The organism is Stenotrophomonas sp. Steno-Z4 (assembly GCF_056393145.1).
Genome location: NZ_JBWJPC010000006.1, coordinates 42,984 through 65,112, shown reverse-complemented (window position 1 = coordinate 65,112; position 22,129 = coordinate 42,984). Strand labels below are relative to the sequence as shown.

Below are 22,129 nucleotides of genomic sequence, written 5' to 3'. Positions count from 1 at the left end.
TCTCTCTACTCGCCGGCCGCAGGGGGCGTGGGCAGTCCATGAAGGTTAGCGTAGATGCGTGCGGCAAGGGCGTCATTGATACCCTCCACCTTGGCGATTTCCGCCTCGCCGGCCGCCTTCAGGCCGACCAGCCCGCCGAAATGCTTGAGCAGGCTGGCGCGCCGACGCGGCCCGATGCCGGGAATGTCCTCCAGCTTGCTGGTCATGCGCGCCTTCTGCCGGCGGCCCCGATGGCCGGTGATCGCAAACCGGTGCGCTTCGTCGCGGACCTGCTGGATGAACTGCAGGGCCGGTGATGCGGCGCCGGGGCGCAGCTCGCGGCCATCGGGCATCACCAGCGCTTCGTGTCCGGCGCGGCGCTCCACGCCCTTGGCCACGCCCACCAGCATCACCCCTTCCACGCCGAGGTCGGCCAGTGCGGCCTGCGCCTGGGCCAACTGGCCGGCGCCGCCGTCGATCAGCAGCAGGTCTGGCAGCACGCCCTCCTCTTCCACCGCGCGACGGAAGCGACGGTCGATGGCCTGGCGCATGGCCGCGTAGTCATCGCCGGGTTCGATCCCGCTGATGTTGAAACGCCGGTACTGGCTGCGCACCGGGCCGCTGGCATCGAACACCACGCATGAAGCGACGGTGGCTTCGCCCATGGTGTGGCTGATGTCGAAGCACTCCACGCGTTTGACCTGCTCAGCCAGGCCGAGCATCTGCCGCAGGTCCTCGCTGCGCGCATGCTGGGCGCTGCGGCTCGTGAGCTCGCTGACCAGCGTGATCTGCGCGTTGCGGCTGGCCAGCTCGACATAACCGGCCCGTTCGCCGCGCACGTTCCACTTCAGCTGCACCTTGGCCTCGGCCGAGGCGCTGAGCGCCGATTCGATCAGGCTGGCATCGGGAATCTCGCGGTCCAGCAGGATCTCGCGCGGCGGGGAATGTTCGGCGTAGTACTGCGACACGAAAGCGCCGAGCACTTCGTCCGCGCTTTCCTCGCCATTGGTGCGCGGGAAGAACGGCCGCGTGCCCATGTTGCGGCCATCGCGGAACGCCAGCAGCATCACGCAGGCGCTTGCGCCCTGCGTGGCGCAGGCCAGCACGTCGAGGTCGGCGGCGCGGCCATCCACGTACTGGCGGGTCTGCATGCTGCGCAGGGAAGTAACCAGGTCGCGCAGGCGCGCGGCCTGCTCGAATTCCAGCGCTTCGCTGGCCGACTGCATCTGCGTACCCAGTTCGCGCGCCAGCTGGTCGCTCTTGCCTTCCAGGAACATTGAGGCACGCCGCACCGATTCGGCGTAGTCGTCGGCGGCCACCAGGTCCACGCAGGGCGCGCTGCAGCGGCCGATCTGGTACTGCAGGCACGGTCGCGAGCGGTTGCGGAACACGCTGTCCTCGCAGCTGCGCAGCTTGAACAGCTTGTGCATGAGGTTGAGCGTTTCGCGCACCGCGGTCACTCCCGGGTACGGACCGAAGTACCGGCCCGGCACCGCGCGCGGCCCGCGGTGCAGCGCGATGCGCGGCCAGTCTTCGCGGGTCAGCAGCACGTGGGGATAGGTCTTGTCGTCGCGCAGCGAGACGTTGTAACGCGGCGACAGCGACTTGATCAGCTGGTTTTCCAGCAGCAGCGCTTCAGCCTCGGAACGCGTCACGGTCACATCCATGCGCGCGACCTGCGACAGCATGGACATGATCCGCGCGGTCTTGGGCGCGCCATTGAAGTAACTGCCCACGCGGTTGCGCAGCGCGCGGGCCTTGCCGACATACAGCAGGGTGTCGTCGGCGGCGTACATGCGGTACACGCCGGGCGCGGTGCTCAGGTGGGCCGCGAATGCCTTTCCATCGAAGGCCGGAGCGGTAGTGAGGGTCATTCGCTGATCGGCACGTCGCTCAGTACGCCGCTCACCGGGTCGAAACGCAGTACGGCATGGGCATCGGTCTCGGCGATCCACACCGCACCGCCGCCCAAGGCCAGCCCGGCCGGACCATGCAGCCGCCGCGGCAGCGCCACGGTACTCAGTTCGCCGCCGCCCAGGCGCAGGGTGCGCAGTCGGCCGTTGCCGGCGTCGGCGATCCACAACACGGGCGCGTCCGGGCTCATCGCAATGGCCTGCGGGTACTGCAGCTGGGCAGCGGTGCGCGGGCCATCCTGGTCGCCGAACGACCACATTCCCTGCCCCACCAGCGTCTGCACCAGGTCGCCACGCAGCTGCATCGACCGGATCGACGAACCCAGCGCGTCGCATACGTACAGCACCTGCTGCACCGCCGCCAGCGCGGCCGGCTGCGCGAACGCGGCCAGGTGGCCGCTGCCGTCACGCTCGTCGATCGCGCCGGAGCCGGCGCGCCAGGACAACGTGCGCTGGCCCAGGTGATAGCTCCAGATGCGGTTGTCGCCGGCCATCGCGATATGGATCTGGTTGTAGGCGACCACCAGACCCTGCGGATGGTTCAGGGGGGTCTGGCGCGGGTCGCCCACCGCGCCTTCGCGCGGCTCGCCCGGACGGCCATTGCCGCACAGGGTGTCGACCTGCCCGGTCAGCAGGTGGATCCGGCGCAACGCATGGTTGCCGGTGTCGGCGACGTACAGCCACTCGCGTTCCAGGGCCAGGCCCTGCGGCCGGTTGAACGCGGCCTCGCCCGGGCCGCCATCCATCATGTCGGCGGTGCCCATCCCGAACTGGCGAAGCACCCGTCCGGCATGGCTGCACTCGAGGATGCGATGGTGGCCGCTGTCGGCGATGTACAGCCGCTCGGTGCTCACCGCCAGCGCGGTCGGGAACAGCAACGGCAGGCGCGGCTCGGGATGCAGCTCGCGCTGGCGCGATGCGTCCGCATCGAGCGGGCTGGACGTCCCCTGGCAGAGTGCATTGAGCGCACGATCCAGCTCGTCGCCGAAGCCTACCAGGCGGTCGACCTCACGCCCCTGTGCATCCAGCAGCACCAGGGTCGGCCAAGCCGCCACGTTGAACCGGCGCCAGCCGTCCCAATCGGCATCCAGCAGCGCCGGCACGGTCACGCCCTGTCGGCGGAGCAGTTTCAGCGCCTGCTCCGGTTCGCGCTCGAAGTCGAAGCGCGGCACCTGCAGGACCAGTACCTGCAGCTTGCCGGGGTTGCGCGACTGCCATTGGCCAAGCTCGGCCAGCCGGTGCGCGCACCACACCGAGGCGGCGTTGACAAAGGCCAGTACCACCGGGCGACCACGCAGTTCGGTCAGGGTGGCCGGGGCGGCATTGAGCCACGTGGCGAATTCGGGAAGATCCTGGACGGGCTGTACGTTCATGCGCTGATTATGCCGGACTGGGCGTCATGCAACCGTCGTGCCACCGTCAATTTCGCGGCGGGCCAGCCAGCCTTCGGCGCGCGCCAGGTCCTCGGGCGTATCGATCCCCGGCGGGAAGGCGGCCGGCGACAGCGCCACGCTCAGCCGGTGGCCGGCCTCCAGCACCCGCAGCTGCTCCAGCGATTCCAGCTGTTCCAGCGTGCCCGGCGGCAACGCGGCGAACTGCTGCAGGAAACCGGCCCGGTAGGCATAGATGCCGATGTGGCGCAGCCAGTGGGGCCCGGACAGGCGCTCGCGCGACTGCGCGAAGGCGTCGCGGTGCCAGGGAATGGGAGCGCGGCTGAAGTACAGCGCGTCCAGGCTGTGCTGGCGCACCACCTTGACCACGTTCGGGTCGAACAGGGTCTCGGCATCCTCCACCGGGGTGGCCAGGGTCGCCATGGCGGCACCGCTGTAGACCAGCGCTTCGGCCACCGCGCGGATGCCCTCGGCCGGGGCGAACGGCTCGTCGCCCTGCAGGTTCACCACCACGGTGTCATCGGACCAGCCGGCCTGGCGGGCGCATTCGGCCAGCCGGTCGGTGCCGGACGCATGGCTGGCGGCGGTCATCGCCACCTGCACGCCGTCCAGGCCCCGCAGGGCGTCGGCGATGCGCACATCATCGGTGGCCACCCAGACCTCGCGCGCACCGGCCAGCAGCGCGCGTTCGGCCACGCGCAGCACCAGCGGTCTGCCGCCGAGCAGCCGCAGCGGCTTGCCGGGCAGCCGGGAGGCGGCGTAGCGCGCCGGAATGGCGACGACGAAATCGACGGGCTGGCTCATGCGGACCTCTCGGCAATACACGGGAACAATGGCCGCCAGTGTGCCGCAAACGCGGTGCTCAGCGCTTGCCGAGTTTGTCCACGCGGTCCAGCAGGTTGACCCAGAACGCAGCGGGAAGATCGGCCGACAACGGCACCGAAAAATGCCATTCGTTGGCGAACGCCTTGCACTTCACCGCGTCCTTTTCAGTCATCAGCACCGGCAGTTCGCTGCCAAAGCGAAGGTCCGCCGCCTGATACGCATGGTGGTCGGCGAAGGCATGCGGGACCACCCCGATACCGTGCGCACGCAGCATGTCGAAGAAGCGCTGCGGGTGCGCGATCCCGGCCACGGCATGCACGCGCTGGCCACGGAAGTGCGACAACGCGCGGGCACGGCCGCCGCTGAGCGGCTGCGCGCTGTCGATATGCAGCTGCATCGCCCATTCGCCGAATCCGCAGGAGGCGAGCGCGGACGGATCGGCGCTGGCCTGGCCCAGGTTGACCACGCGGAAGTCGCAGTCGCGCGCGCGTTCGGCGGGTTCGCGCAGCGGCCCGGCCGGGATCAACCGGCCGTTGCCGTAGCGGCGTTGTGCGTCCACCACCTCGATTTCGATGTCGCGCGCCAGCCGGTAGTGCTGCAGACCGTCGTCGCAGACGATGATGTTGCAGCCCGCCTCGACCAACGCGTTGCCGGCGGCCACGCGGTCGGCATCGACCCGGACCGGCACGCCGGTTTTCCACGCGATCAGCACCGGTTCGTCGCCGCCCAACGCGGTCGGCGTGCTTGCCTCGACCCAGCGCGGGACCTTGGCCTCTTCGCGCCCGTAACCGCGACTGGCCACGCCCGGCTTCCAGCCCGCCTCACGCAGGCGGTCCACCAGCGCGATGGTCAGCGGGGTCTTGCCGGTACCGCCGGCGGTCACGTTGCCGACCACGATCACCGGCACCGGCAGCGCGTGGCGCCTGCGCCAACCGCGCCGGTACAGCCCGCGGCGCAGCGCCACCACGGCGCCGTACACCGGCGCCAGCAGCCGTGCGGCAAACGGAATCGGACTGCCGTCGTACCAGTACGACGGCGTCTGGGAACCCTTGGACGCCATCAGGGCTGCCTTTCGCGGAACTGCATCTTGTGCAGGTGCTCGTACAGCCCGCCCAGCGCCAGCAGCTCGCGGTGGGTGCCGCGCTCGACGATGCGGCCGTGGTCCATCACCAGCACCTGGTCGGCATGTTCGATGGTGGACAGGCGATGTGCGATCACCAGCGTGGTGCGCTCGGGCATCAGCCGTTGCAGGGCGTCCTGCACCAGCCGCTCGGACTCGTTGTCCAGCGCGGCGGTGGCTTCGTCGAGGATCAATACCGGCGCGTCGCGCAGGATCGCGCGGGCGATCGCCAGGCGCTGGCGCTGGCCGCCGGACAGCAGCGCGCCGTTCTCACCCACAGGGGTCTGCAGCTGCTGCGGCATGCGCTCGATGAACTCCCACGCATTGGCGGCTTCGGCGGCAGCGCGGATCTGCTCCTCGCTGGCGTCCATGCCGTAGGCGATGTTGGCGCCCACGGTATCGTCGAACAGCATGACCTTCTGCCCGACCATCGCCACCTGGCGGCGCAGGTCGGCCAGCGGGTAGTCGTCCAGCGGCACGCCATCGAGCAGGATGCGGCCGCCGCTGGGCTCATAGAAACGCGGCACCAGCCGGATCAGGCTGGTCTTGCCGCTGCCGGAGCGGCCGACGATGGCTGTTACCGTGCCCGGCTTGGCATCGAAGGTGATGTCGTCCAGCGCGATGCCGGTATCTTCGCGGTAACGCAGCATCACGTGCTGGAAAGACAGCTCGCCACGCACGCGCTGGGCGCGGGTGCTGCCTTCGTCGCGCTCGACCGGCAGGTCGAGGATGCCGAACAGGCGCTCGGCAGCGGCCACGCCGCGCGAGATGGAGGTCTGCACGCTGGTCAGGCGGCGCAGCGACGGGATGATGGCCATCATCGAGGTCATCAGGCCCATGAACTGGCCGGCATTCAAGCGCCCGGCCAGCGCTTCGCGGGTGGACACCCACACGATCACGGCCAGCGCCAGCGCGGCCAGGAACTGCACGGTGCTGGACGCCAGTGCGCGGGTGGTTTCGACCTTCATGTTCAGGCCGAGCATGCGGTTGGCCAGCCGCGAGTAACGCGAGATCTCGTGCGCCTGGGTGCCATGCACCTTCACTTCCTGCTGCGCGGCCAGCGACTGTTCGGCGGTCTGCGCCATGCTGCCCATGCCGTCCTGGATGCCGCGGCTGATGCGCCGGTAGCGCTTGCCCACGAACGACACGATCACGCCGATCAGCGGCACCACCACCAGCATCGCCACGGTTACCTTGACGCTCATCTGCAGCATCACCACCAGCATGGCGATGATGGTCAGGGTGTCGGCGACCAGGGTCTTGAGCGCATCGGCGCTGGCCTGGGTGACCTGCTCGGTGTCGTAGTTCAGGCGGCTGACCATCACCGGCGTGGCTTCGCTGTCGAAGTGCGACGACGGCAGGTGCAGGTACTTGGACAGCACCTGTTCGCGCAGGTCGCGCACCACGCTGCGGCCGGTGCGGGCCAGCGCGTAATCGCTGACCAGCGTGGCCAGGCTGCGCATCATGAACAGCCCGAGGATGGTCAGCGGCAGGATCACCGCCATGCGCGGCTCGGGGTTGACGAAGCCGCGGTTGACCAGCGGTTCCATCAGCTTGGTGAAGTGGTAACCGGCCAGGGCTTCGACCACCATCGCGATGACGGCGGCCACCATGAACACCCAGTAGGCGCGGGTGTAGCCCAGCAGGCGTTTGTAGATCGGCCATACCGGCGCGTGTTGTTTACTCATGGACGCACCTCCGGCGCGGTAGCGATGGCGATGCGACGGAAACCGAGCTGGCCCAGGGCATCCTGGGCGGTCACTACGGCCTGGTACGGGGTGCGGGCATCGGCGCGCAGCAGTACGGTCTGCTCACGGTCGGTGCCGGCGACGGCGGCAATGGTCTGCTTGACCGATTCCACGTCCGTGCGCAGTACTTCCTGATCGTTGATGAAGTAACGCCCTTCGGCGTTGACCAGCACGCTGAGCGAGCGCGGCGGCTCGGTGGTGTCCTGCTGGCTGGCGGTCGGCAGCTGCAGCTGCAGCGTCGAGCGCGCGTCGAAGGTCGTTGTGACCACGAAGAAGATGATCAGCACGAGGATGACGTCGATCAGGGGCACCAGATCGATGTGCACCTCGTCCTGGACCCGGTCGTTGCGGATACGCATCCGTCAGCCCTTGGCCGTGACGGGCGCGGCGCCGGCCGCCGGCGCGGTGCCGGCGCGCGGTGCCGCGTTCATGACGCCGGGGCGACCGTCCAGTGCGTCCAGCAGGGCCGAGGCCTCCATTTCCATCTCGATCACGTAACCGCCGATGCGGCCCTTGAAGTAGCGATGGAACATCAATGCCGGGATGGCCACGATCATGCCGGTGGCGGTGCACACCAGCGCCTTGCCGATGCCGCCGGCCAGCTGGTTAACATCGCCCACGCCGTGGTCGAGGATGCCCAGGAACATCTGGATCATGCCCACCACGGTGCCGAGCAGGCCCAGCAGCGGGCCAGCCGATGCGATGGTGCCCAGCGCGTTCAGGAACCGCTCCATGCGGTGCACCAGATGCCGGCCGGCATCTTCGATGCGCTCGCGGATCTGGTCGCGCGGGCGGTTGCGCGCTTCCAGCGCCACGGCCAGCAACGCGCCCAGCGGCGAGTTGGCCCGCAGCGATTGGATGTGATTCGGATCGAGCTTGCCGCGCGCGGCCCAGTTGCGCACTTCCTGGCCCAGCCCCGGGGGCAGGACCTCGTTACGCCGCAAGGTCCAGAAACGCTCCAGGACGATTGCCAAAGCCAGTACGCCCAACAGCAGCAGCGGCACCATCGGCCAGCCACCGGCCTTGACCAGTTCCCACACGTTTCAACCCTCCGGCCCATTGGCCGCCTGTATGACCGCCGATAGGATAGCAGCCGACCGCGTCCGCTCCGCGGCATCCCACCAACGGCGTTCGAAAAGACGCTGTTCGCGCACCTGCAACCCCTCCTGGCCCAGCCACAGGCGCAGCGCGCCGCTGTCGGCGGTGTTCAGCACTTCGGCAGGGACCGCCTGCCAGCGCTGCACGACGTCGCGGCGCGGGTGCCCGAACCGGTTGCCATGCCCGGCCGAGACGATGGCCAGGCGGGGCGACACCGCCTGCACCCAGTCGGCGCCGGACGAGCTGGCGCTGCCGTGGTGCGCCACCAGCACCGCGTCGGCGCGCAGCGCGGCCGGTACCGTGGCAACCAGCATGGCCTCCTCGCGCTGGCCGATGTCGCCCGTCAACAGCACCACGCCATGCGCGGTCTGGATGCGCAGCACGCAGCTGCTGGCGTTGCCTGCGTAGTCCATGCCCGGCGGCGGATGCAGGACGGTGAAGTCCACCCCGTCCCAGCGCCAGGCGTCGCCGCTGCTGCAGGGCAGCTGGATGGCGGGCACCGCACCCGACGGCGCCTGCAGCGGTGGCTCGCGAAAGGCGCGGCGCACCGCCGGCATGCCACCGGCGTGGTCGAGGTCGCCATGGCTGAGCAGCAGCCGGTCCAGCCCAGCCTCGCCCAGCGCGTGCAGGGTCGGCACCACCACCCGTTCGCCGGCGTCGAATCCCCCTTCCGCAGCGGGGCCGGCGTCGTACAGCAGGCGGTGGTGGCGGGTGCGCACCCACACAGCCAGGCCCTGCCCCACGTCCATCACCAGCAGCTCGACCTCGCCGGGGCCGGGACGATCGCGGGCCGGCCACAGCAGGGGCAGGCACAGCAGCAGCGCCGGCAGGCGCATCCCGGCGGCGCGCGGCAGCAACAGCCAGAACACCCCGAGAACGGCGACCGGAACCGCCGCGACGCCCGCCTGCGGCGCCCACCACAACGCCCACGGCTGGCGCGCAAGCGCCCCGAACAGCCACCAGCTCGCGTCGAAGCAGGCGGCCGCCCAGGGCCACGGCCAGCGCCCCGCCCCGTCGATCAGGGCTTCAAGCCCGGTGCCAAGCAACGCCAACGGCACCACCACCAGGCTCCACCAGGGAATGGCCAGCAAGTTGACCAACGGCCCCGCCCGCGAGGCCTGCCCGAACAGCGCCACGGTGAACGGCAACAGCGCCAGGGTGGCCACGCCCTGTGCGGCCAGGAAGGTGCGCAGCCAGTGCACCCCGTGCCCCGGCAGGCACCAGACCAGCCACAGCACCCCGGCGAAGCTGAGCCAGAAGCCCGGCGCCAGCACCGACAATGGATCCACCAGCAGCACCGCCAGCGCCGCCAGCGCCAACGCCTGGCCAACGGTGGCCGGTCGCCGCACGCAGCGGGCGGCGGCGACCACCGCGATCATCAGCACCGTACGCACCGTGGGCAGCGCGAAGCCGGCCACGGCCGCATACAGCGCGGCACCGGTGACGGCCGCCAGCGCGGCCGCCAATGGCCTTGGCCAATAGCGTCCCAGCGCGGCAACCGCTCGCCAGGCCAGCCCCGCCAGCCACGCCGCGAACCCGGCCACCAGCCCGACGTGAAACCCGGAAATGGCGACCAGGTGGGTCAGGCCGAGCGCGCGCAGATCATTCCAGTCGCCCTGCCCCAACCCGCGGGTATCGCCCAGCGCCAGCGCCTGGATGAAACGGGCGCCAGCGCCCGGCACGTGTCCGGCGATGGCATTGGCCATGCGCTCGCGCCACGCCGGCAATCCGGTCGGGTCGCCCAGGGCCATCGCCGGCGCGCGCACGTGCCCGGTACCGCTCAGCCGCTGCAGCAGCGCATGCCGCTCGGCGTCGAAGCCACCCGGGTTGCGCAATCCACGCGGTGGGCGCAGCCGCGCGTGGAGCTGCCAGCGCGCGCCGGCGCGAAGCGAGCAGCGCAGCGCCGGTTCGGCTGCAGGCGCGCGCGCATTCGCTTTTGCCGCGGTGACGTCGTACCAGGCCAGCGCAAGCTCGCGGCCGCGCAGGTGCGCGGGCATCGTCGCATCGTCATCCACGCGGAACCGGAAGCGGGTGCTGCGTGATCCATGTTGCGGCAGCTCCACCACCCGGCCGCGCAACACGTGGTCCGCAGCCGCGGGCAACTGCAGGGCCAGGCCGGCATGGGCGTGCAGGGTGACCCAGCCGATCCCGGCCAGCACTGCGCCGCACCACCGTGCACGCGGCACCGCACACCAGATCCCCGCACCGCACAGCAGCGCGCACCACGCAGGCATCCGGGGCAACAGCACCGGCGCGAACACGACACCGCACACACCGGCCAGCAGTGCGACCGCACATGCCTTGCCGAACAGGGGCGAAGGCGCTGGAAACGAACGGGAGAAGACGTCCGACAGGAACGACATGCAGGCCACCACGCGCTGGAGCCTGCATCCTTGGCCCGCAGCAACCAGGTCGCCATCAGGTGGGTGCGGAACGCGGTGTGGGAAAGCGCCGCTGTCACGGAACCCACAACGCAAAAAAGCCGACCTGATGGCCGGCTTTTCTGTTGTTCCACCGCAGTCACTGGGACTGGAGTGGTGGGCGGTACAGGGTTCGAACCTGTGACCCCTACCATGTCAAGGTAGTGCTCTACCGCTGAGCTAACCGCCCGTTTGTCTCGCTGCGCCGCTGCAATTGCGTCGGTGCAGGCCGCGTATATTACGGACGTCGGGTGTGAAGAGCAACACTTTTGTGAAGGTATTTCACAACGCGTTGTTCAGCCCAGGCTGGCCTCCTTCAGCTGGCGGATCTGGTCGCGCACGCGCGCCGCATCTTCGAACTCCAGGTCGCGGGCGTGCTGGTACATCTGCTGCTCCAGCGCCTGCAGTCGCTTGGCGATCTGGGCCGGTTCCAGGGTGCGGTAATCCACCGCCTCCTCGGCCACCCGGCCACCGCGCCCCTTGCCTTTGCCCCGCGCTTCTTTTTCGGCCGCTTCGGAGCGCGCACCTTCCAGCACATCCACGATCGGGCGCAGCACCGACTTGGGCACGATGCCGTGCGCTTCGTTGTACTCCACCTGCTTGGCACGGCGGCGGTCGGTTTCGTCGATCGCCGCCTGCATCGAACGGGTGATCTTGTCCGCGTACAGGATCGCCTTGCCGCGCAGGTTGCGTGCGGCACGGCCGATGGTCTGGATCAGCGAACCGGTCGAGCGCAGGAAGCCCTCCTTGTCCGCGTCGAGGATCGCCACCAGCGATACCTCCGGCATGTCCAGGCCTTCGCGCAGCAGGTTGATGCCGACCAGCACGTCGAACTTGCCAAGGCGCAGGTCGCGGATGATCTCCACGCGTTCCACCGTATCGATGTCCGAATGCAGGTAGCGCACCCGGATGCCGTGTTCGGTGAGGTACTCGGTGAGGTTCTCGGCCATGCGCTTGGTCAGCGTGGTGACCAGCACGCGGTCGCCGAGCTTGATGCGCTCGTTGACCTCGCTCATCAGGTCGTCAACCTGGGTGCCCACCGGGCGGATCTCCACCACCGGGTCGATCAGGCCGGTCGGGCGCACCACCAGTTCGGTGATTTCATCGGCGGCTTCGCGCAGCTCGTACGGGCCCGGCGTAGCGGATACGTAGATGCTGCGCGGGCAGCGCGCTTCCCACTCTTCGAAGCGCAGCGGGCGGTTGTCCAGCGCCGAGGGCAGCCGGAAGCCGAATTCGACCAGGGTTTCCTTGCGCGAGCGGTCGCCCTTGTACATCGCGCCGATCTGCGGAATGGTCACGTGCGATTCGTCGATGACCAGCAGCGCATCGGGCGGCAGGTAGTCGAACAGGGTCGGCGGCGGCTCGCCGGCGGCCTTGCCGGTGAGGTGCCGCGAATAGTTTTCGATGCCGTTGCAGAAGCCGACCTCGGCCATCATTTCCAGGTCGAACTGGGTGCGCTGCGCCAGCCGCTGCGCTTCCACCAGCTTGTTCTGTTCGTACAGCTGTTCCAGCCGCACCTTGAGCTCGGCCTTGATCGTATCCACCGCCGACAGCACCCGCTCGCGCGTGGTGGCGTAATGGGTCTTGGGGTATACGGTGTAGCGCTGCAGGCGGCGCAGGCTTTCACCGGTGAGCGGATCGAACATGCTGATCTGTTCGACTTCGCCATCGAACAGTTCGATGCGCACCGCTTCGCTGTCCGATTCCGCGGGGAATATGTCGATGACCTCGCCGCGCACGCGGAACGTGCCGCGGTGCAGCTCGTACTCGTTGCGGGTGTACTGCAGCTGGGTGAGATGGTTGATCAGGTCGCGCTGGTCGATGCGTTCGCCGGTGGACAGGATCAGGCGCAGCGACAGGTAGTCCTCGGGCGCACCCAGGCCGTAGATTGCCGACACGGTGGCCACCACGATCGCATCCGGGCGCGACAGCAGGGTCTTGGTCGCCGCCAGCCGCATCTGCTCGATGTGCTCGTTGATCGAACTGTCCTTCTCGATGAAGGTGTCCGATGACGGCACGTAGGCTTCGGGCTGGTAGTAGTCGTAGTAGCTGACGAAGTACTCCACCGCGTTGTGCGGGAAGAACGCCTTGAACTCGCCGTACAGCTGCGCGGCCAGGGTCTTGTTCGGCGCCATCACCAGGGTGGGCTTCTGCACCTGCTGGATGACGTTGGCAATGGTGTAGGTCTTGCCCGAGCCGGTCACGCCCAGCAGGGTCTGCTTGGCGATGCCGGCTTCGAAATTGGCCGTCAGCTTCTCGATCGCGGCCGGCTGGTCGCCCGCCGGGGAGTACGGAGATACAAGTTCGAAGCGATCGCTCATGGTGCCGCCATAGACCGGGCCTTACATTATAGCGGGGGGTTGGGTGACGGCCGGCTGAGGGGGCAGCCTACCGTGAAGCTTGCCTTTGACCGATGGTCGGCCTGCTCCGGACAGGGCACGGTGATGCCTTGTCTCCGGTATCCCCCATGCACCGCCCTCGCCCCTTCCCCCGGCCCCGGGGGTTCACCCTGCTGGAACTGACGGTGACCCTGCTCATCCTGGCGGTGCTCTGCGCGCTGGCCCTGCCCTCGCTGAGCGCCAGCGTCAGCCGGATGCGCGCCGACATGCTGCGCATGCAGCTCGTCTCGGTGTTCAACAGCGCGCGCAGCATGGCGATCACCCGCGCCGCGCCGGTGGCCGTCTGCCCTAGCGAGGACGGCATGCAATGCGGGAACGACTGGAGCCGGGGATGGCTGATCCACCTGGACCGTGGATCGGTATCGGGGACGGCCCCGCCCTCGCCGACGGATGTCCTGCAGTACCGCCCCGGGTACCGGGATGGCTCGGTGGTGGCGCGGTCCAGCCAGAATCGCCCGCGCCTGCGCCTCCAGCCCGACGGGCGCAGTGGCGGCAGCCCGCTCACGGTGGCCATCTGTGCCGGAGGGCAGCTGCACGGCGAGGTGGTCGTGAACAACGTGGGCCGCACCCGTGCCGCACGCAGGCCGGGCACCGTGGACTGCCCGCACTGAGCGGCCGGGTCTACCTCTACACCAGCCACCGAAACGACAAAAGCCGCGATTGCTCGCGGCTTCTGCAGAAACTGGCGCCCGAAGTTGGACTCGAACCAACGACCCCCTGATTAACAGTCAAGTGCTCTAACCGGCTGAGCTATTCGGGCGGGGACGCGAATTCTAGACGTTCACTCGTGGCGTTGCAACCGCCGGCGGCCATTTACCAGCAATCCAGCGCACTGGTGTTGGCCGGGGTCTTCACCCCCGCCTGGTTCACCGAGATGGTGCCGCACGGGTCTTTTGCCTGGTCACCCTGCGGAACTGCCGTAATCGTAAACGCGTTGGCATTGGCCGACGCAAAGGTCACCTGGTACATCGGCTTGCTGCCATCGCGTGGCGAGGCGATGGTAGTGCCGCTGTTCTCCACGAACTTGAAGTTCGTATAGCTGTTGTTGAGCGTGTGCTGGCGCTCGGCGCGCTGTGCGTACTCCACCAGCTCCGCCTTGGCCGCGGCGCGCTTGGACTTGCGCACCTGGGCCGTGTAGGAGGGATAGGCGATGGAGGCGAGCACGGCGATCACCGCGACGACGATCATCAGCTCGATGAGGGTGAAGCCCATCACCTCGCGTGGCCCACGCCCGTTCATGGAAGAAAGCTTGCTCACTTGATCTGTCTCCACGATTGACGACCACACGGATAAGGAATGTACAGCGTGTCGGTTCCGAACTGGATACCGCCCATACAGACGCTGGACGGAACGTTCGGCGGCGGGATTGCGCCTCCGCCTCCCCCAAGTGCAGGCGGCGACTGGCGCGGCAATGCAAACGCATTTGCGTTGGTGATGGGCGACCCAGTCTTGGACGTGCTCTTGAAGCCCGCGGTTCCAACGGCGAAGGCGGTGCCGGTCGGCGAACCCAAGGTCGCGCGGCCCAGCGCCCCTGCACCGGTCAGCGGCTGCAGCCCGAACAGCCAGTTCTCGCCGGGAACCGCGCAGCTGGTGCTGGCGTTGGTCGGGTCACGCGGAACGTACGTTGGCATGTAGACAATACCGTTGGACAGCGACGGATTGGCTACGAAGCGCTCGCGGTATGCCAGATCGATGAACCAGCCGCGCGAGCCGGTCGGCGGCGTGCCTGCGGTCAGCGTTCGTTGCGAGCCCGAGAAGTTGGCTGTGTAGCCAGACAGGTTTGCTCGGGAAAATCCGGTCCCGATCGGACCATTGACCGTATCGTTCACGGCATACAGCGTCTGCAGCGAGCTGTCCCTCGGATCGTCCTCGAACGAGAAGCTCCCCGTCCCGAAATACAGCATGACACCGCCGCTGTTACCGGCGCCGGCAGTAATTCCGCCGGTGATCGGCTGGCGTATCCGCACCCCGGATTCCGTGGAAGGCAGCGTGGTGAACAACGGCACGCTCAGATTGCCGGTGCTGCGCAGATCAAATTTCCACACGGCACCCTTCTGGTCCGTACCATACACCGTATCCGAGTAGCCGTCCCGGGTGCGCTTCTGCTGGTTGGTGTCGCCCCAGCGGTCAACCACCACGATACTGGCCAGCCCGTTGCTGCCAGAGGGCACGCCCGTCCCAGCTTCCACCGCCTCGATCATCCGCGCCTTGCCGTCCTCGATATTGACGACGAAGAGCACGGCCTTTCCGCTGGCACTGTTGAACCCGTTGCCGAAAATCGCCTTCCAGGTGGCCTGTCCACCCTCCAACACCGGAACGATCACCGGCTTGCCCAGCACGAACCCGATATTGTCGCGGACGTCCTTGGGCAGCGTTGTATCCAGGTCGCTGATTTCCCAGCGCTTGCTGTTGGCATCGAACGCAGTACCGTGGGTGACATCGAGACCGAACACGCTGCGCCCGCCTGCGCCCGACGCCCCCACCAGCGTGGTATGCCAAGCGGAGTTGTAATACGTATCTCCCACGGCGATTTGACCGTCAACATAGTACTTGTGCTTGAACTTCTGCCCCACCTTCGAGGTGGCATCGTAGGGCACGAGCAGGTTGGCCATATGCCCGAGCGAAGTGCTCGGAATATAGGCAAACGCTTCGGTTCCGCCTCCGGCGACGACGCTGCCGTCCCCCTTCATGCCACCATTGAAAGCGTGCAGCATGCCGTCATTGGCACCTGCGTACACCATGTACTGGGCCTTCGCGCTCTTGTCGTCCAGGAAGTTCTGGTACGAGGTTTCGAGGGTGCCGCCGAAGCGGCGATAACCAAAGTCGTCGATGGGCGAGGTAATCACGGGGGTGGAGTTGATGATGTCGCCAAGCCGCGTCGTACGGTCGCGCAGGCGACCCCCATTGCGCTTTTCGCCTGAGGTATCGCCGCGCAGGTAGGCCACCGCGCCGGCGTCGGTTACGCTGGTGCGGGCCACGACGTCGTCGCAGACCAACATACCGGGATTCTGGGCGGTCTTGCTGCACAGATCCGCGAGCGTGACGGTTGCGGTAGAGAAATCATGCGTCTGGCCGCTGCGCGTAAAGAAGATCCGCCGCGACGCAGCCGACGGCAGCCTTGCGCTTGCCTCCCAGAAATCGGACTGCACCAACGCACGCGTGGTGGGGTCGACCGACAGCCGCACGGCGGTCAGCGTGCTGGACCAGTCCGTCCCTTCATTCTTGATGTCATAAGACGATCCGGCAGTAATCGAGCCAACCCCGATGCGCGCACCGCTCGCACCCGTGCCGCTGGCCGGCGCGCCGCCGGAACCCACTGCCTGCAGCACGCGGGCCATGGCCGCGGTGATGTCCACCGGGGTGCGGGCGTTGATGTACTCGCCACGGGTATTCACGGCAGCGTGCCAGATATCGTCAACCGTGCTGCGCTCGTCGTCCTCGCGAGGCGGCCAGTTACCGTAGATCGATGCGTCCTTGTAAGGATCCTGCTTGAGGTTGGAATTGAACAGATTACCGCGCGCGCCCAGCGTCACACCATAGAAATTCAGGTGAAGATTGGTCTGGCAATCCAGGCTCTTGTCACCATTTCCGCACGCCTCTGGTACCGGCACCATCCCGGACGGCAGGTCCGGCCGCAATGGCGGCTGGGCGCCATTGTTGTTGTAGAAGCGGGTCACGATGTCCGCCATGGTGTTGGAGTACGAGTCACTGAACGGCGTGCCCATGTTCTGGTCGTTGTTGCCAACGGTGGGACCACCGCCGTTGCTGAAACCGTCGGTGAACAGCATCACCGCGTTCTTCTGGCAGGAGTTGGTGATGGGTGCGCCGTCGTCGGTGCGGGTAAACTGCAGGGCCGCCGCGTTTACCGCCTGGCGATTCGGCGTGCCACCGCTTGCCGTCAGCGAGAGCATGTCCGCGTACAGGGCCGCCTTCTCGTCAGCGTTTCCCATGGAACGCATGGCCAAGCGCTTGTTGGTGGCGGTTCCACTGTCGTAACTGCCGTTCTGGTTGATGCGGAAATAGCCCACCTTCAGCTCTTCCACGCCTTTCATCGAGCGTGTCATGCCCGCGATCATCGCGCGGTTGCGGTTGCCGTAGTAGGTAAACCAGTTCGCGAAATTCCGCGACGCCGCAGTATCGCCGGCCAGCGTGTATTTCCACATCGTGCAATTGGTGCCGCAAGCATTGAATACCTTTTCGCGGGTGGCCCCTGCGTACGCATCAACGACGCCGGGCAGCTGCGGGCGGGGCTCGCCATCTGCCGTAAAGGGTACGAAGAACGTGGCGGGCACGTACTCGATGGCGATATTCGCCTCACCCCTGTTCGATGGCCAGGTGTAATCCGTGTTGTACTGGTAATTGGTGTTGTTGTATCGGAACCGCGTGTTTGCAGGAATCACCATGCCCGTCTGCATGCGGAAACTGTCGTTGGCGGCCGTGCTGTAATAGTTGGCAACCAGATTCACGGTAGCGGTGCCGCCATTGGGCTGGGGATTGATTAGCGCCGCCGTGGGGGAACTCGGGAGGTAGTCCTCCAGGCCCGACTTCGCCCAGGGCTCGTACGTTACCGTCGGGTCGTAGTAGCTGGGGTTATAGGCAGCAGACCGGGCAAAACCGAGCGAATTGATCGGCGGAATGCCATAGTAGTTATTGATGCGCGGACCCGGCACGACGAAAAAGTAATCGCAGTTGCCGGACGTGTACAACTGCCCGTTGGCGTCGAAGAAGCTCTGGCGGGTGGTATTCCAGCACCCCTCGCCATCGCGGCCCGGGAACTGGGTCTGGAAGTTCATGGAGCCGGAGTCGTCCACTGCCATGATGAACGACGCCGGTGCCGACGTCTTGCTGGCCAGTGGCTCCTGCGCCAGGACCCCTTTGCCCTGTGCCGCGATCAGCGAGTAGCCGACGATTGCCAGGCCGATTGCTGCTACCGTCGAACCGGCAGCCGTCCACTTGAATCTGCGCGAAGCCATGACCGCGTCCTCAGAGCTTGAAAATGGTATCGATCACCGTCCACGACGACGGGTTCGCCGTGTTGTCAGTGGAGTACGCGGTGATCTGGAACGATGCGGAATCGTCATCGTTGGGCTGTCCTTCGTCCAGCGGATTGCCGCCGGGTCCGCCGCATTTGTCGATGCGCCGGACATTGACAGCGGGCAACGCGGGGACCGGCTTCTGGCGGGCCCACGCGACCGGGTCAAACCCGTCCTCACAATTTATCGAAATCGACGTCGCGCTGATCAGGCTTCCGTCCGGCAGCGCCGTGCGGTCCGTGATGGCTTCTGCCGCGCGCTCAGTGTTGCGCAACACCCCCTCCGTCGCCTGGAACGAGCGACTGGAAGCACGATAGTTCGATGCCATTTTTTCCTGCATGCCGGCCACCTGCATGCCGGCCACGCCGATCAGGGCAAGCAGCAGCAGCATGATCAGCGCGACGTACAGCACCGCGCCACGTTGACTGCGTGGGATGGGACGAGGAAAGTGCGATGGACGATTCATGATCAGTTCCCGAACAGGCGGTTGCGCAGGGCAATGCTGACTTCATAGGCAGTGCGATATCGGCCATCGGTCGCGGCGGACTGGTCATAGGTCATGCCGAGCACGCCCAGACGGGCCGCCGCATCGGTCGGCCGGGAGTTGGCGTTGCTATCGATACGATTGGCGCTCCGCGCAACCAGGCCGACCTGGACCATGCCAACGCGACGCCATTGCCCGGCGCCGGTGGCGTTGGCATCCGTGGTGACCCCCGAGGCCACGTTCTGCACAGCCATATTGCCGACCGGTGGTGTTGCCGCAGCGATAACTGGCGTCGCATCCAACCCATACATCAGCTGCAGGTTTTCGATACCTTCCACCAGCTCTTCGTTGATCGCATACACACCCGCCGAGTTCGCGCGTGCGCGACGCAGACCAGGGCCGTTCGCACCCTCGCCTATGTAGTACACCATTGATTCCGCGCGATATACCACCGTCGGTTCCGGCTGCGGGGCATAACGGGTGAAGTCCACCGTGCCGCCGGTGATCTTCCCTGCGGTGATGCTGCCCGCAAAGACGTCGGCCGTCTCGCAGTTGGCGATGCCAAACAGTGTTGGTATCGCCACGCCGCTCTCGGTAAGGCGATTCAACGCGCCAGCGTCTACCGTCAACTCCTGACCGTTGATTCCGAGGACCGGCACGCCTTCCGGCGCCAGGAAGCGCAGCACCAGGACGTCGCTGCCGGCTACTGGCGCGGGGTTGAGACCGGTAATGGAGACTGGCATGCCGGCCGGAATCGCGCCTGCCCCTACCGACAGCGTGTTGGTAGGGCCGGTGTTGCCGGCTTCATAACCCTGGATTGCCACGCTGAAATCCAGCGGACTGCCACTTCCCGTACCGGCAGCAAGGTTGTTCTTCAGCGCCGATGTCCCTTTGATGAAGTGCGCCTGGTCGTTGACGCAGCCCGTGTGGCCCGCCATGCGGATGTCGCGCTCAAGATAATCCAACGCGAACCGGCCGTTCTCCTGGGCGCGGGCCACGCCCTCGGACAGCCGTGACGCCGCATGGGAAGCAATGAATATCTGGGTAATCCCCAACATCAGGATCAAGCCGATCACCAGGGAGATCATCAGCTCGACCAGGGACAGACCAGTCTGGCGGGTACGGAACATGTTCGGCCCTTTCATAGCTGGGTCTGGATGGCGAAGGTGGTGGCGGCGTCCGGTGCGGTTCTGCTCCAACGTTCGTCCGCCCAGCTGATCGAGATGTTGGCGACACCGTTGTTCACGGTGACCGTGGCCGATGCGTTGTCGCCCAGCGCCTTGACCACCTGGCACTGCCAGCGCGTGATGTTCTGTTCGAGGGTCACAGCGCCGATGTCGCGTGCGCAGACGCCGGCCGCAGTCTTGCTGCCGGAGGCGAAGCTGGCATTGGCGTACCAGGCCGACTGGAACCGATTGCTCCGCATCTGCTCGGAGAGGTCATACGCGAGGTTGGTGGCCTGGGTGCGGTAATTCGCACTCTGCACGTAGCGTACGCTCATGGTCTGCAGCAGTGCGAACCCAAGCAGGCCGAAGGCGAGAACCACTACCGCCACCAGTACTTCCAACAGGCTGAAGCCGCGCTGGTGGCCGCGCGGTCGGTAGGGTTTTCGGATCACTGGCATGCTCCCTTGACGGCGGTGACCTGGCCAGAGGCATTGATGGTCAGCGTGCTCTGCAGCGGCTGGTTACCGCAGTTGGTTGGACGCAGCTTCACCGTCTGATCGGCCCCGGCACGACGACGGCCGCGCGCGTCAAATGCAATCGGCGCCGGCGGACCAGTCACGGTCAAGGCAGTATTGAACGCCGTATACCGCAAGACCGTTTCGCTGCTGCTGAAAACGCCGTCACCATCGCTGTCGCTGAACACCATCATCCCGGCCCCCCACTGACCATTGCAGGTCGTGCCATTGCTGCTGCCGCACACCACCCCACCCTGGTTGTTGCGGATCGCGTCGTTGCGCGCGAGGTTGACCATCCCGATCAGCTCGTTGTGGGCGGTCGCTACCCGGCTGGAGCGGATCAGGCTCTGGAAACTAGGAAACGCGATAGCGGCCACCACTCCGATCACCACCAGAGTGATCATCAGTTCGACCAGCGTGAAGCCCTTGGACAGGCGTGCAGACATGGGACGCTCCCCAGCGTGATGACAGGAACAATGGACGCCCTGCCGCCCAGCGGCAAGCGACAGCAGGACGAACGGTCGCCCGGAGGCGACGGGCGTCAAACCGTTGACACCCGTACGGTTGGGCGGGGGTGGCGCGGGCTCCCGACCCGGCCATCCCGCTTTCTCAGGCCAGCACCCTGTAGCAGGGCTGGTACTCGCCCGAAATCTTCATCCGGCGCTGTTCGACGAAGGCGCGCAGGAGTTCATCCAGGGCCTGCATCATGTCGGCGTCGCCATGGATCTCGAACGGACCGAACTGCTCGATACGGCGCATGCCGTCTTCCTTCACGTTGCCGGCGACGATGCCGGAGAAGGCGCGACGCAGGTCGGCCGCCAGTGCATGCGGCGGGCGCCCGTGGTGCAGGTCCAGCGCGGCCATCGCTTCATGGGTCGGCACGAACGGTTGCTGGTACTCCCACGGGATCTCGATGGACCAGTTGAAGAAGAACGAATCCTTCTGCACCAGGCGGTGCTCGCGCACGCGCTTGATGCCGGCCGACATCTGCCGGGCCACCGCGACCGGGTCGCCGATGATGATCTGGTAACGCTCGGCCGCAGCGTCGCCCAAGGTCAGGCGGATGAAGCGGTCGATCTGCTCGAAGTACGGCGCGGCCACGGTCGGGCCGGTCAGGATCAGCGGGAACGGCAGGTCCTTGTTTTCTTCGCGCAGCAGGATGCCGAGCAGGTACAGGATCTCCTCGGCGGTACCCACGCCGCCGGCGAACACGATGATGCCGTGGCCGATGCGCACGAACGCTTCGAGACGCTTCTCGATGTCCGGCATGATCACCAGATGGTTCACGATCGGGTTCGGCGATTCGGCGGCGATGATGCCCGGCTCGGTCAGGCCGATGTAGCGCGTGGTGTGCTTGCGCTGCTTGGCATGGGCAATGGTGGCGCCCTTCATCGGGCCCTTCATCGCGCCCGGGCCGCAGCCGGTGCAGATGTCCAGGCCGCGCAGGCCCAGCTCGTAGCCGACCTGCTTGGTGTACAGGTACTCATCGCGGCCGATCGAATGGCCGCCCCAGCACACCACCAGGTTCGGGTCGCCCGGGTTGAGGATGCGCGCGTTGCGCAGCAGCCCGAACACCGCGTTGGTGATGCCTTCGGACGATTCCAGCTCGGCCGCGTAGGCCGGGCCCATTTCGATGGCCATGTAGGCCAGGTCGCGCACGACCGCGAACAGCAGCTCGGCCACGCCGCGGATGATCTCGCCGTCCACGAACGCCATCGCCGGTGCGTTGACCAGGTCGATGCGCACGCCACGGTCCTGCTGGGCGACCTGGATGTCGAAATCGGGGTACAGGTCGCGCGCGGCGCGCGGATCGTCGGAGGCACTGCCACTGGTCAGCACGGCCAGCGCGCAGCGGCGCAGCAGCTCGTGCATGCCGCCGCCGGATGCATCGCGCAGGCGCGCCACTTCAGCGCGCGACAGCACATCCAGCCCACCGCGCGGGTAGATCCGCGCGTCCTGCACCGGCAGCGTGCGCGCCGGCTTTTCGGTGATCGTCATTTCCATTCTTTTCGCTTCCTCAAGGTTGCCGACTGTACCG

The 22,129-nt window shown here is 66.9% G+C and carries 17 protein-coding genes and 2 tRNA genes; 1 reads left to right on the top strand and 18 read right to left on the bottom strand.

Annotated features, from left to right (window positions below; all coding sequences use genetic code 11):
* Positions 1-5: 5 nt before the first annotated feature.
* The 10 genes from uvrC to uvrB all read right to left on the bottom strand — a co-directional run bounded on the left by uvrC (position 6) and on the right by uvrB (position 12,815).
* Complete coding sequence (uvrC, locus tag AC06E7_RS14475; RefSeq protein ID WP_478065147.1) at positions 6-1,853, bottom strand: excinuclease ABC subunit UvrC; 1,848 nt, start codon at positions 1,851-1,853, stop codon at positions 6-8.
* Entirely contained in the window at positions 1,850-3,265 is a 1,416-nt protein-coding gene (locus AC06E7_RS14470; RefSeq protein WP_478065146.1) for a hypothetical protein, read from the bottom strand. The genes uvrC and AC06E7_RS14470 overlap by 4 nt, the downstream gene beginning before the upstream one ends.
* A gap of 24 nt (positions 3,266-3,289) precedes the next feature.
* Positions 3,290-4,087, bottom strand: a complete 798-nt coding sequence (gene kdsB, locus AC06E7_RS14465) for a 3-deoxy-manno-octulosonate cytidylyltransferase (RefSeq protein WP_478065145.1) — start codon at positions 4,085-4,087, stop codon at positions 3,290-3,292.
* A gap of 58 nt (positions 4,088-4,145) precedes the next feature.
* Complete coding sequence (gene lpxK / locus AC06E7_RS14460) at positions 4,146-5,168, bottom strand: tetraacyldisaccharide 4'-kinase (protein WP_478065144.1); 1,023 nt, start codon at positions 5,166-5,168, stop codon at positions 4,146-4,148.
* Positions 5,168-6,916 (bottom strand): lipid A export permease/ATP-binding protein MsbA, encoded by a 1,749-nt coding sequence (msbA, locus tag AC06E7_RS14455; protein ID WP_095364024.1) that lies wholly within the window; start codon positions 6,914-6,916, stop codon positions 5,168-5,170. The genes lpxK and msbA overlap by 1 nt, the downstream gene beginning before the upstream one ends.
* Complete coding sequence (locus AC06E7_RS14450) at positions 6,913-7,335, bottom strand: ExbD/TolR family protein (RefSeq protein WP_068850743.1); 423 nt, start codon at positions 7,333-7,335, stop codon at positions 6,913-6,915. The genes msbA and AC06E7_RS14450 overlap by 4 nt, the downstream gene beginning before the upstream one ends.
* Positions 7,336-7,338: 3 nt before the next feature.
* Positions 7,339-8,016 carry a MotA/TolQ/ExbB proton channel family protein gene (locus tag AC06E7_RS14445; RefSeq protein WP_095364023.1) on the bottom strand — a complete coding sequence of 226 codons (678 nt, stop codon included), beginning with the start codon at positions 8,014-8,016 and terminating at the stop codon, positions 7,339-7,341.
* Positions 8,017-8,019: 3 nt separating this feature from the next.
* Positions 8,020-10,437, bottom strand: coding sequence for a DNA internalization-related competence protein ComEC/Rec2 (locus AC06E7_RS14440; RefSeq protein ID WP_478065143.1), 2,418 nt, complete (start codon positions 10,435-10,437; stop codon positions 8,020-8,022).
* A 172-nt stretch (positions 10,438-10,609) separates the two neighbouring features.
* Positions 10,610-10,684, bottom strand: a tRNA-Val gene (locus tag AC06E7_RS14435).
* Positions 10,685-10,790: 106 nt separating this feature from the next.
* Positions 10,791-12,815: an excinuclease ABC subunit UvrB gene (uvrB, locus tag AC06E7_RS14430; protein WP_068854624.1), complete on the bottom strand. Its 2,025-nt coding sequence runs from the start codon at positions 12,813-12,815 to the stop codon at positions 10,791-10,793.
* A 92-nt stretch (positions 12,816-12,907) separates the two neighbouring features.
* Between uvrB and AC06E7_RS14425 the strand changes: the two genes are divergently transcribed.
* Entirely contained in the window at positions 12,908-13,504 is a 597-nt protein-coding gene (locus AC06E7_RS14425) for a GspH/FimT family pseudopilin (protein WP_478065142.1), read from the top strand.
* 72 nt (positions 13,505-13,576) lie between these two features.
* On the opposite strand, the gene AC06E7_RS14420 is transcribed toward AC06E7_RS14425, so the two are convergent.
* From AC06E7_RS14420 to ppnN, 8 genes are all read right to left on the bottom strand, one after another.
* A tRNA-Asn gene (locus AC06E7_RS14420) sits at positions 13,577-13,653 on the bottom strand.
* 53 nt (positions 13,654-13,706) lie between these two features.
* On the bottom strand, positions 13,707-14,132 hold the full coding sequence (locus AC06E7_RS14415) for a type IV pilin protein (protein ID WP_068850731.1): 426 nt from the start codon (positions 14,130-14,132) through the stop codon (positions 13,707-13,709).
* A 14-nt stretch (positions 14,133-14,146) separates the two neighbouring features.
* Complete coding sequence (locus tag AC06E7_RS14410; RefSeq protein WP_478065141.1) at positions 14,147-17,866, bottom strand: pilus assembly protein; 3,720 nt, start codon at positions 17,864-17,866, stop codon at positions 14,147-14,149.
* A gap of 10 nt (positions 17,867-17,876) precedes the next feature.
* On the bottom strand, positions 17,877-18,392 hold the full coding sequence (locus AC06E7_RS14405) for a pilus assembly PilX family protein (RefSeq protein WP_068850725.1): 516 nt from the start codon (positions 18,390-18,392) through the stop codon (positions 17,877-17,879).
* A gap of 2 nt (positions 18,393-18,394) precedes the next feature.
* On the bottom strand, positions 18,395-19,540 hold the full coding sequence (locus AC06E7_RS14400) for a PilW family protein (protein ID WP_095364020.1): 1,146 nt from the start codon (positions 19,538-19,540) through the stop codon (positions 18,395-18,397).
* A gap of 11 nt (positions 19,541-19,551) precedes the next feature.
* Positions 19,552-20,034, bottom strand: coding sequence for a type IV pilus modification protein PilV (gene pilV / locus AC06E7_RS14395; protein WP_068850719.1), 483 nt, complete (start codon positions 20,032-20,034; stop codon positions 19,552-19,554).
* Positions 20,025-20,537, bottom strand: a complete 513-nt coding sequence (locus AC06E7_RS14390) for a GspH/FimT family pseudopilin (RefSeq protein WP_478065140.1) — start codon at positions 20,535-20,537, stop codon at positions 20,025-20,027. Before AC06E7_RS14390 ends, pilV begins: the two co-directional genes overlap by 10 nt.
* Before the next feature lie 163 nt (positions 20,538-20,700).
* Positions 20,701-22,089, bottom strand: a complete 1,389-nt coding sequence (ppnN, locus tag AC06E7_RS14385) for a nucleotide 5'-monophosphate nucleosidase PpnN (RefSeq protein WP_095364063.1) — start codon at positions 22,087-22,089, stop codon at positions 20,701-20,703.
* Between the last annotated feature and the right edge of the window lie 40 nt (positions 22,090-22,129).

Excerpts from the sequence above, each read along its gene's own strand:
- uvrC (WP_478065147.1), bottom strand. The coding sequence starts at position 1,853 with ATGACCCTCACTACCGCTCCGGCCTTCGATGGAAAGGCATTCGCGGCC.
- AC06E7_RS14470 (WP_478065146.1), bottom strand. The coding sequence starts at position 3,265 with ATGAACGTACAGCCCGTCCAGGATCTTCCCGAATTCGCCACGTGGCTC.
- kdsB (WP_478065145.1), bottom strand. The coding sequence starts at position 4,087 with ATGAGCCAGCCCGTCGATTTCGTCGTCGCCATTCCGGCGCGCTACGCC.
- lpxK (WP_478065144.1), bottom strand. The coding sequence starts at position 5,168 with ATGGCGTCCAAGGGTTCCCAGACGCCGTCGTACTGGTACGACGGCAGT.
- msbA (WP_095364024.1), bottom strand. The coding sequence starts at position 6,916 with ATGAGTAAACAACACGCGCCGGTATGGCCGATCTACAAACGCCTGCTG.
- AC06E7_RS14450 (WP_068850743.1), bottom strand. The coding sequence starts at position 7,335 with ATGCGTATCCGCAACGACCGGGTCCAGGACGAGGTGCACATCGATCTG.
- AC06E7_RS14440 (WP_478065143.1), bottom strand. The coding sequence starts at position 10,437 with ATGTCGTTCCTGTCGGACGTCTTCTCCCGTTCGTTTCCAGCGCCTTCG.
- uvrB (WP_068854624.1), bottom strand. The coding sequence starts at position 12,815 with ATGAGCGATCGCTTCGAACTTGTATCTCCGTACTCCCCGGCGGGCGAC.
- AC06E7_RS14425 (WP_478065142.1), top strand. The coding sequence starts at position 12,908 with ATGGTCGGCCTGCTCCGGACAGGGCACGGTGATGCCTTGTCTCCGGTA.
- AC06E7_RS14415 (WP_068850731.1), bottom strand. The coding sequence starts at position 14,132 with ATGAACGGGCGTGGGCCACGCGAGGTGATGGGCTTCACCCTCATCGAG.
- AC06E7_RS14410 (WP_478065141.1), bottom strand. The coding sequence starts at position 17,866 with ATGGCTTCGCGCAGATTCAAGTGGACGGCTGCCGGTTCGACGGTAGCA.
- AC06E7_RS14405 (WP_068850725.1), bottom strand. The coding sequence starts at position 18,392 with ATGAATCGTCCATCGCACTTTCCTCGTCCCATCCCACGCAGTCAACGT.
- AC06E7_RS14400 (WP_095364020.1), bottom strand. The coding sequence starts at position 19,540 with ATGTTCCGTACCCGCCAGACTGGTCTGTCCCTGGTCGAGCTGATGATC.
- pilV (WP_068850719.1), bottom strand. The coding sequence starts at position 20,034 with ATGCCAGTGATCCGAAAACCCTACCGACCGCGCGGCCACCAGCGCGGC.
- AC06E7_RS14390 (WP_478065140.1), bottom strand. The coding sequence starts at position 20,537 with ATGTCTGCACGCCTGTCCAAGGGCTTCACGCTGGTCGAACTGATGATC.
- ppnN (WP_095364063.1), bottom strand. The coding sequence starts at position 22,089 with ATGACGATCACCGAAAAGCCGGCGCGCACGCTGCCGGTGCAGGACGCG.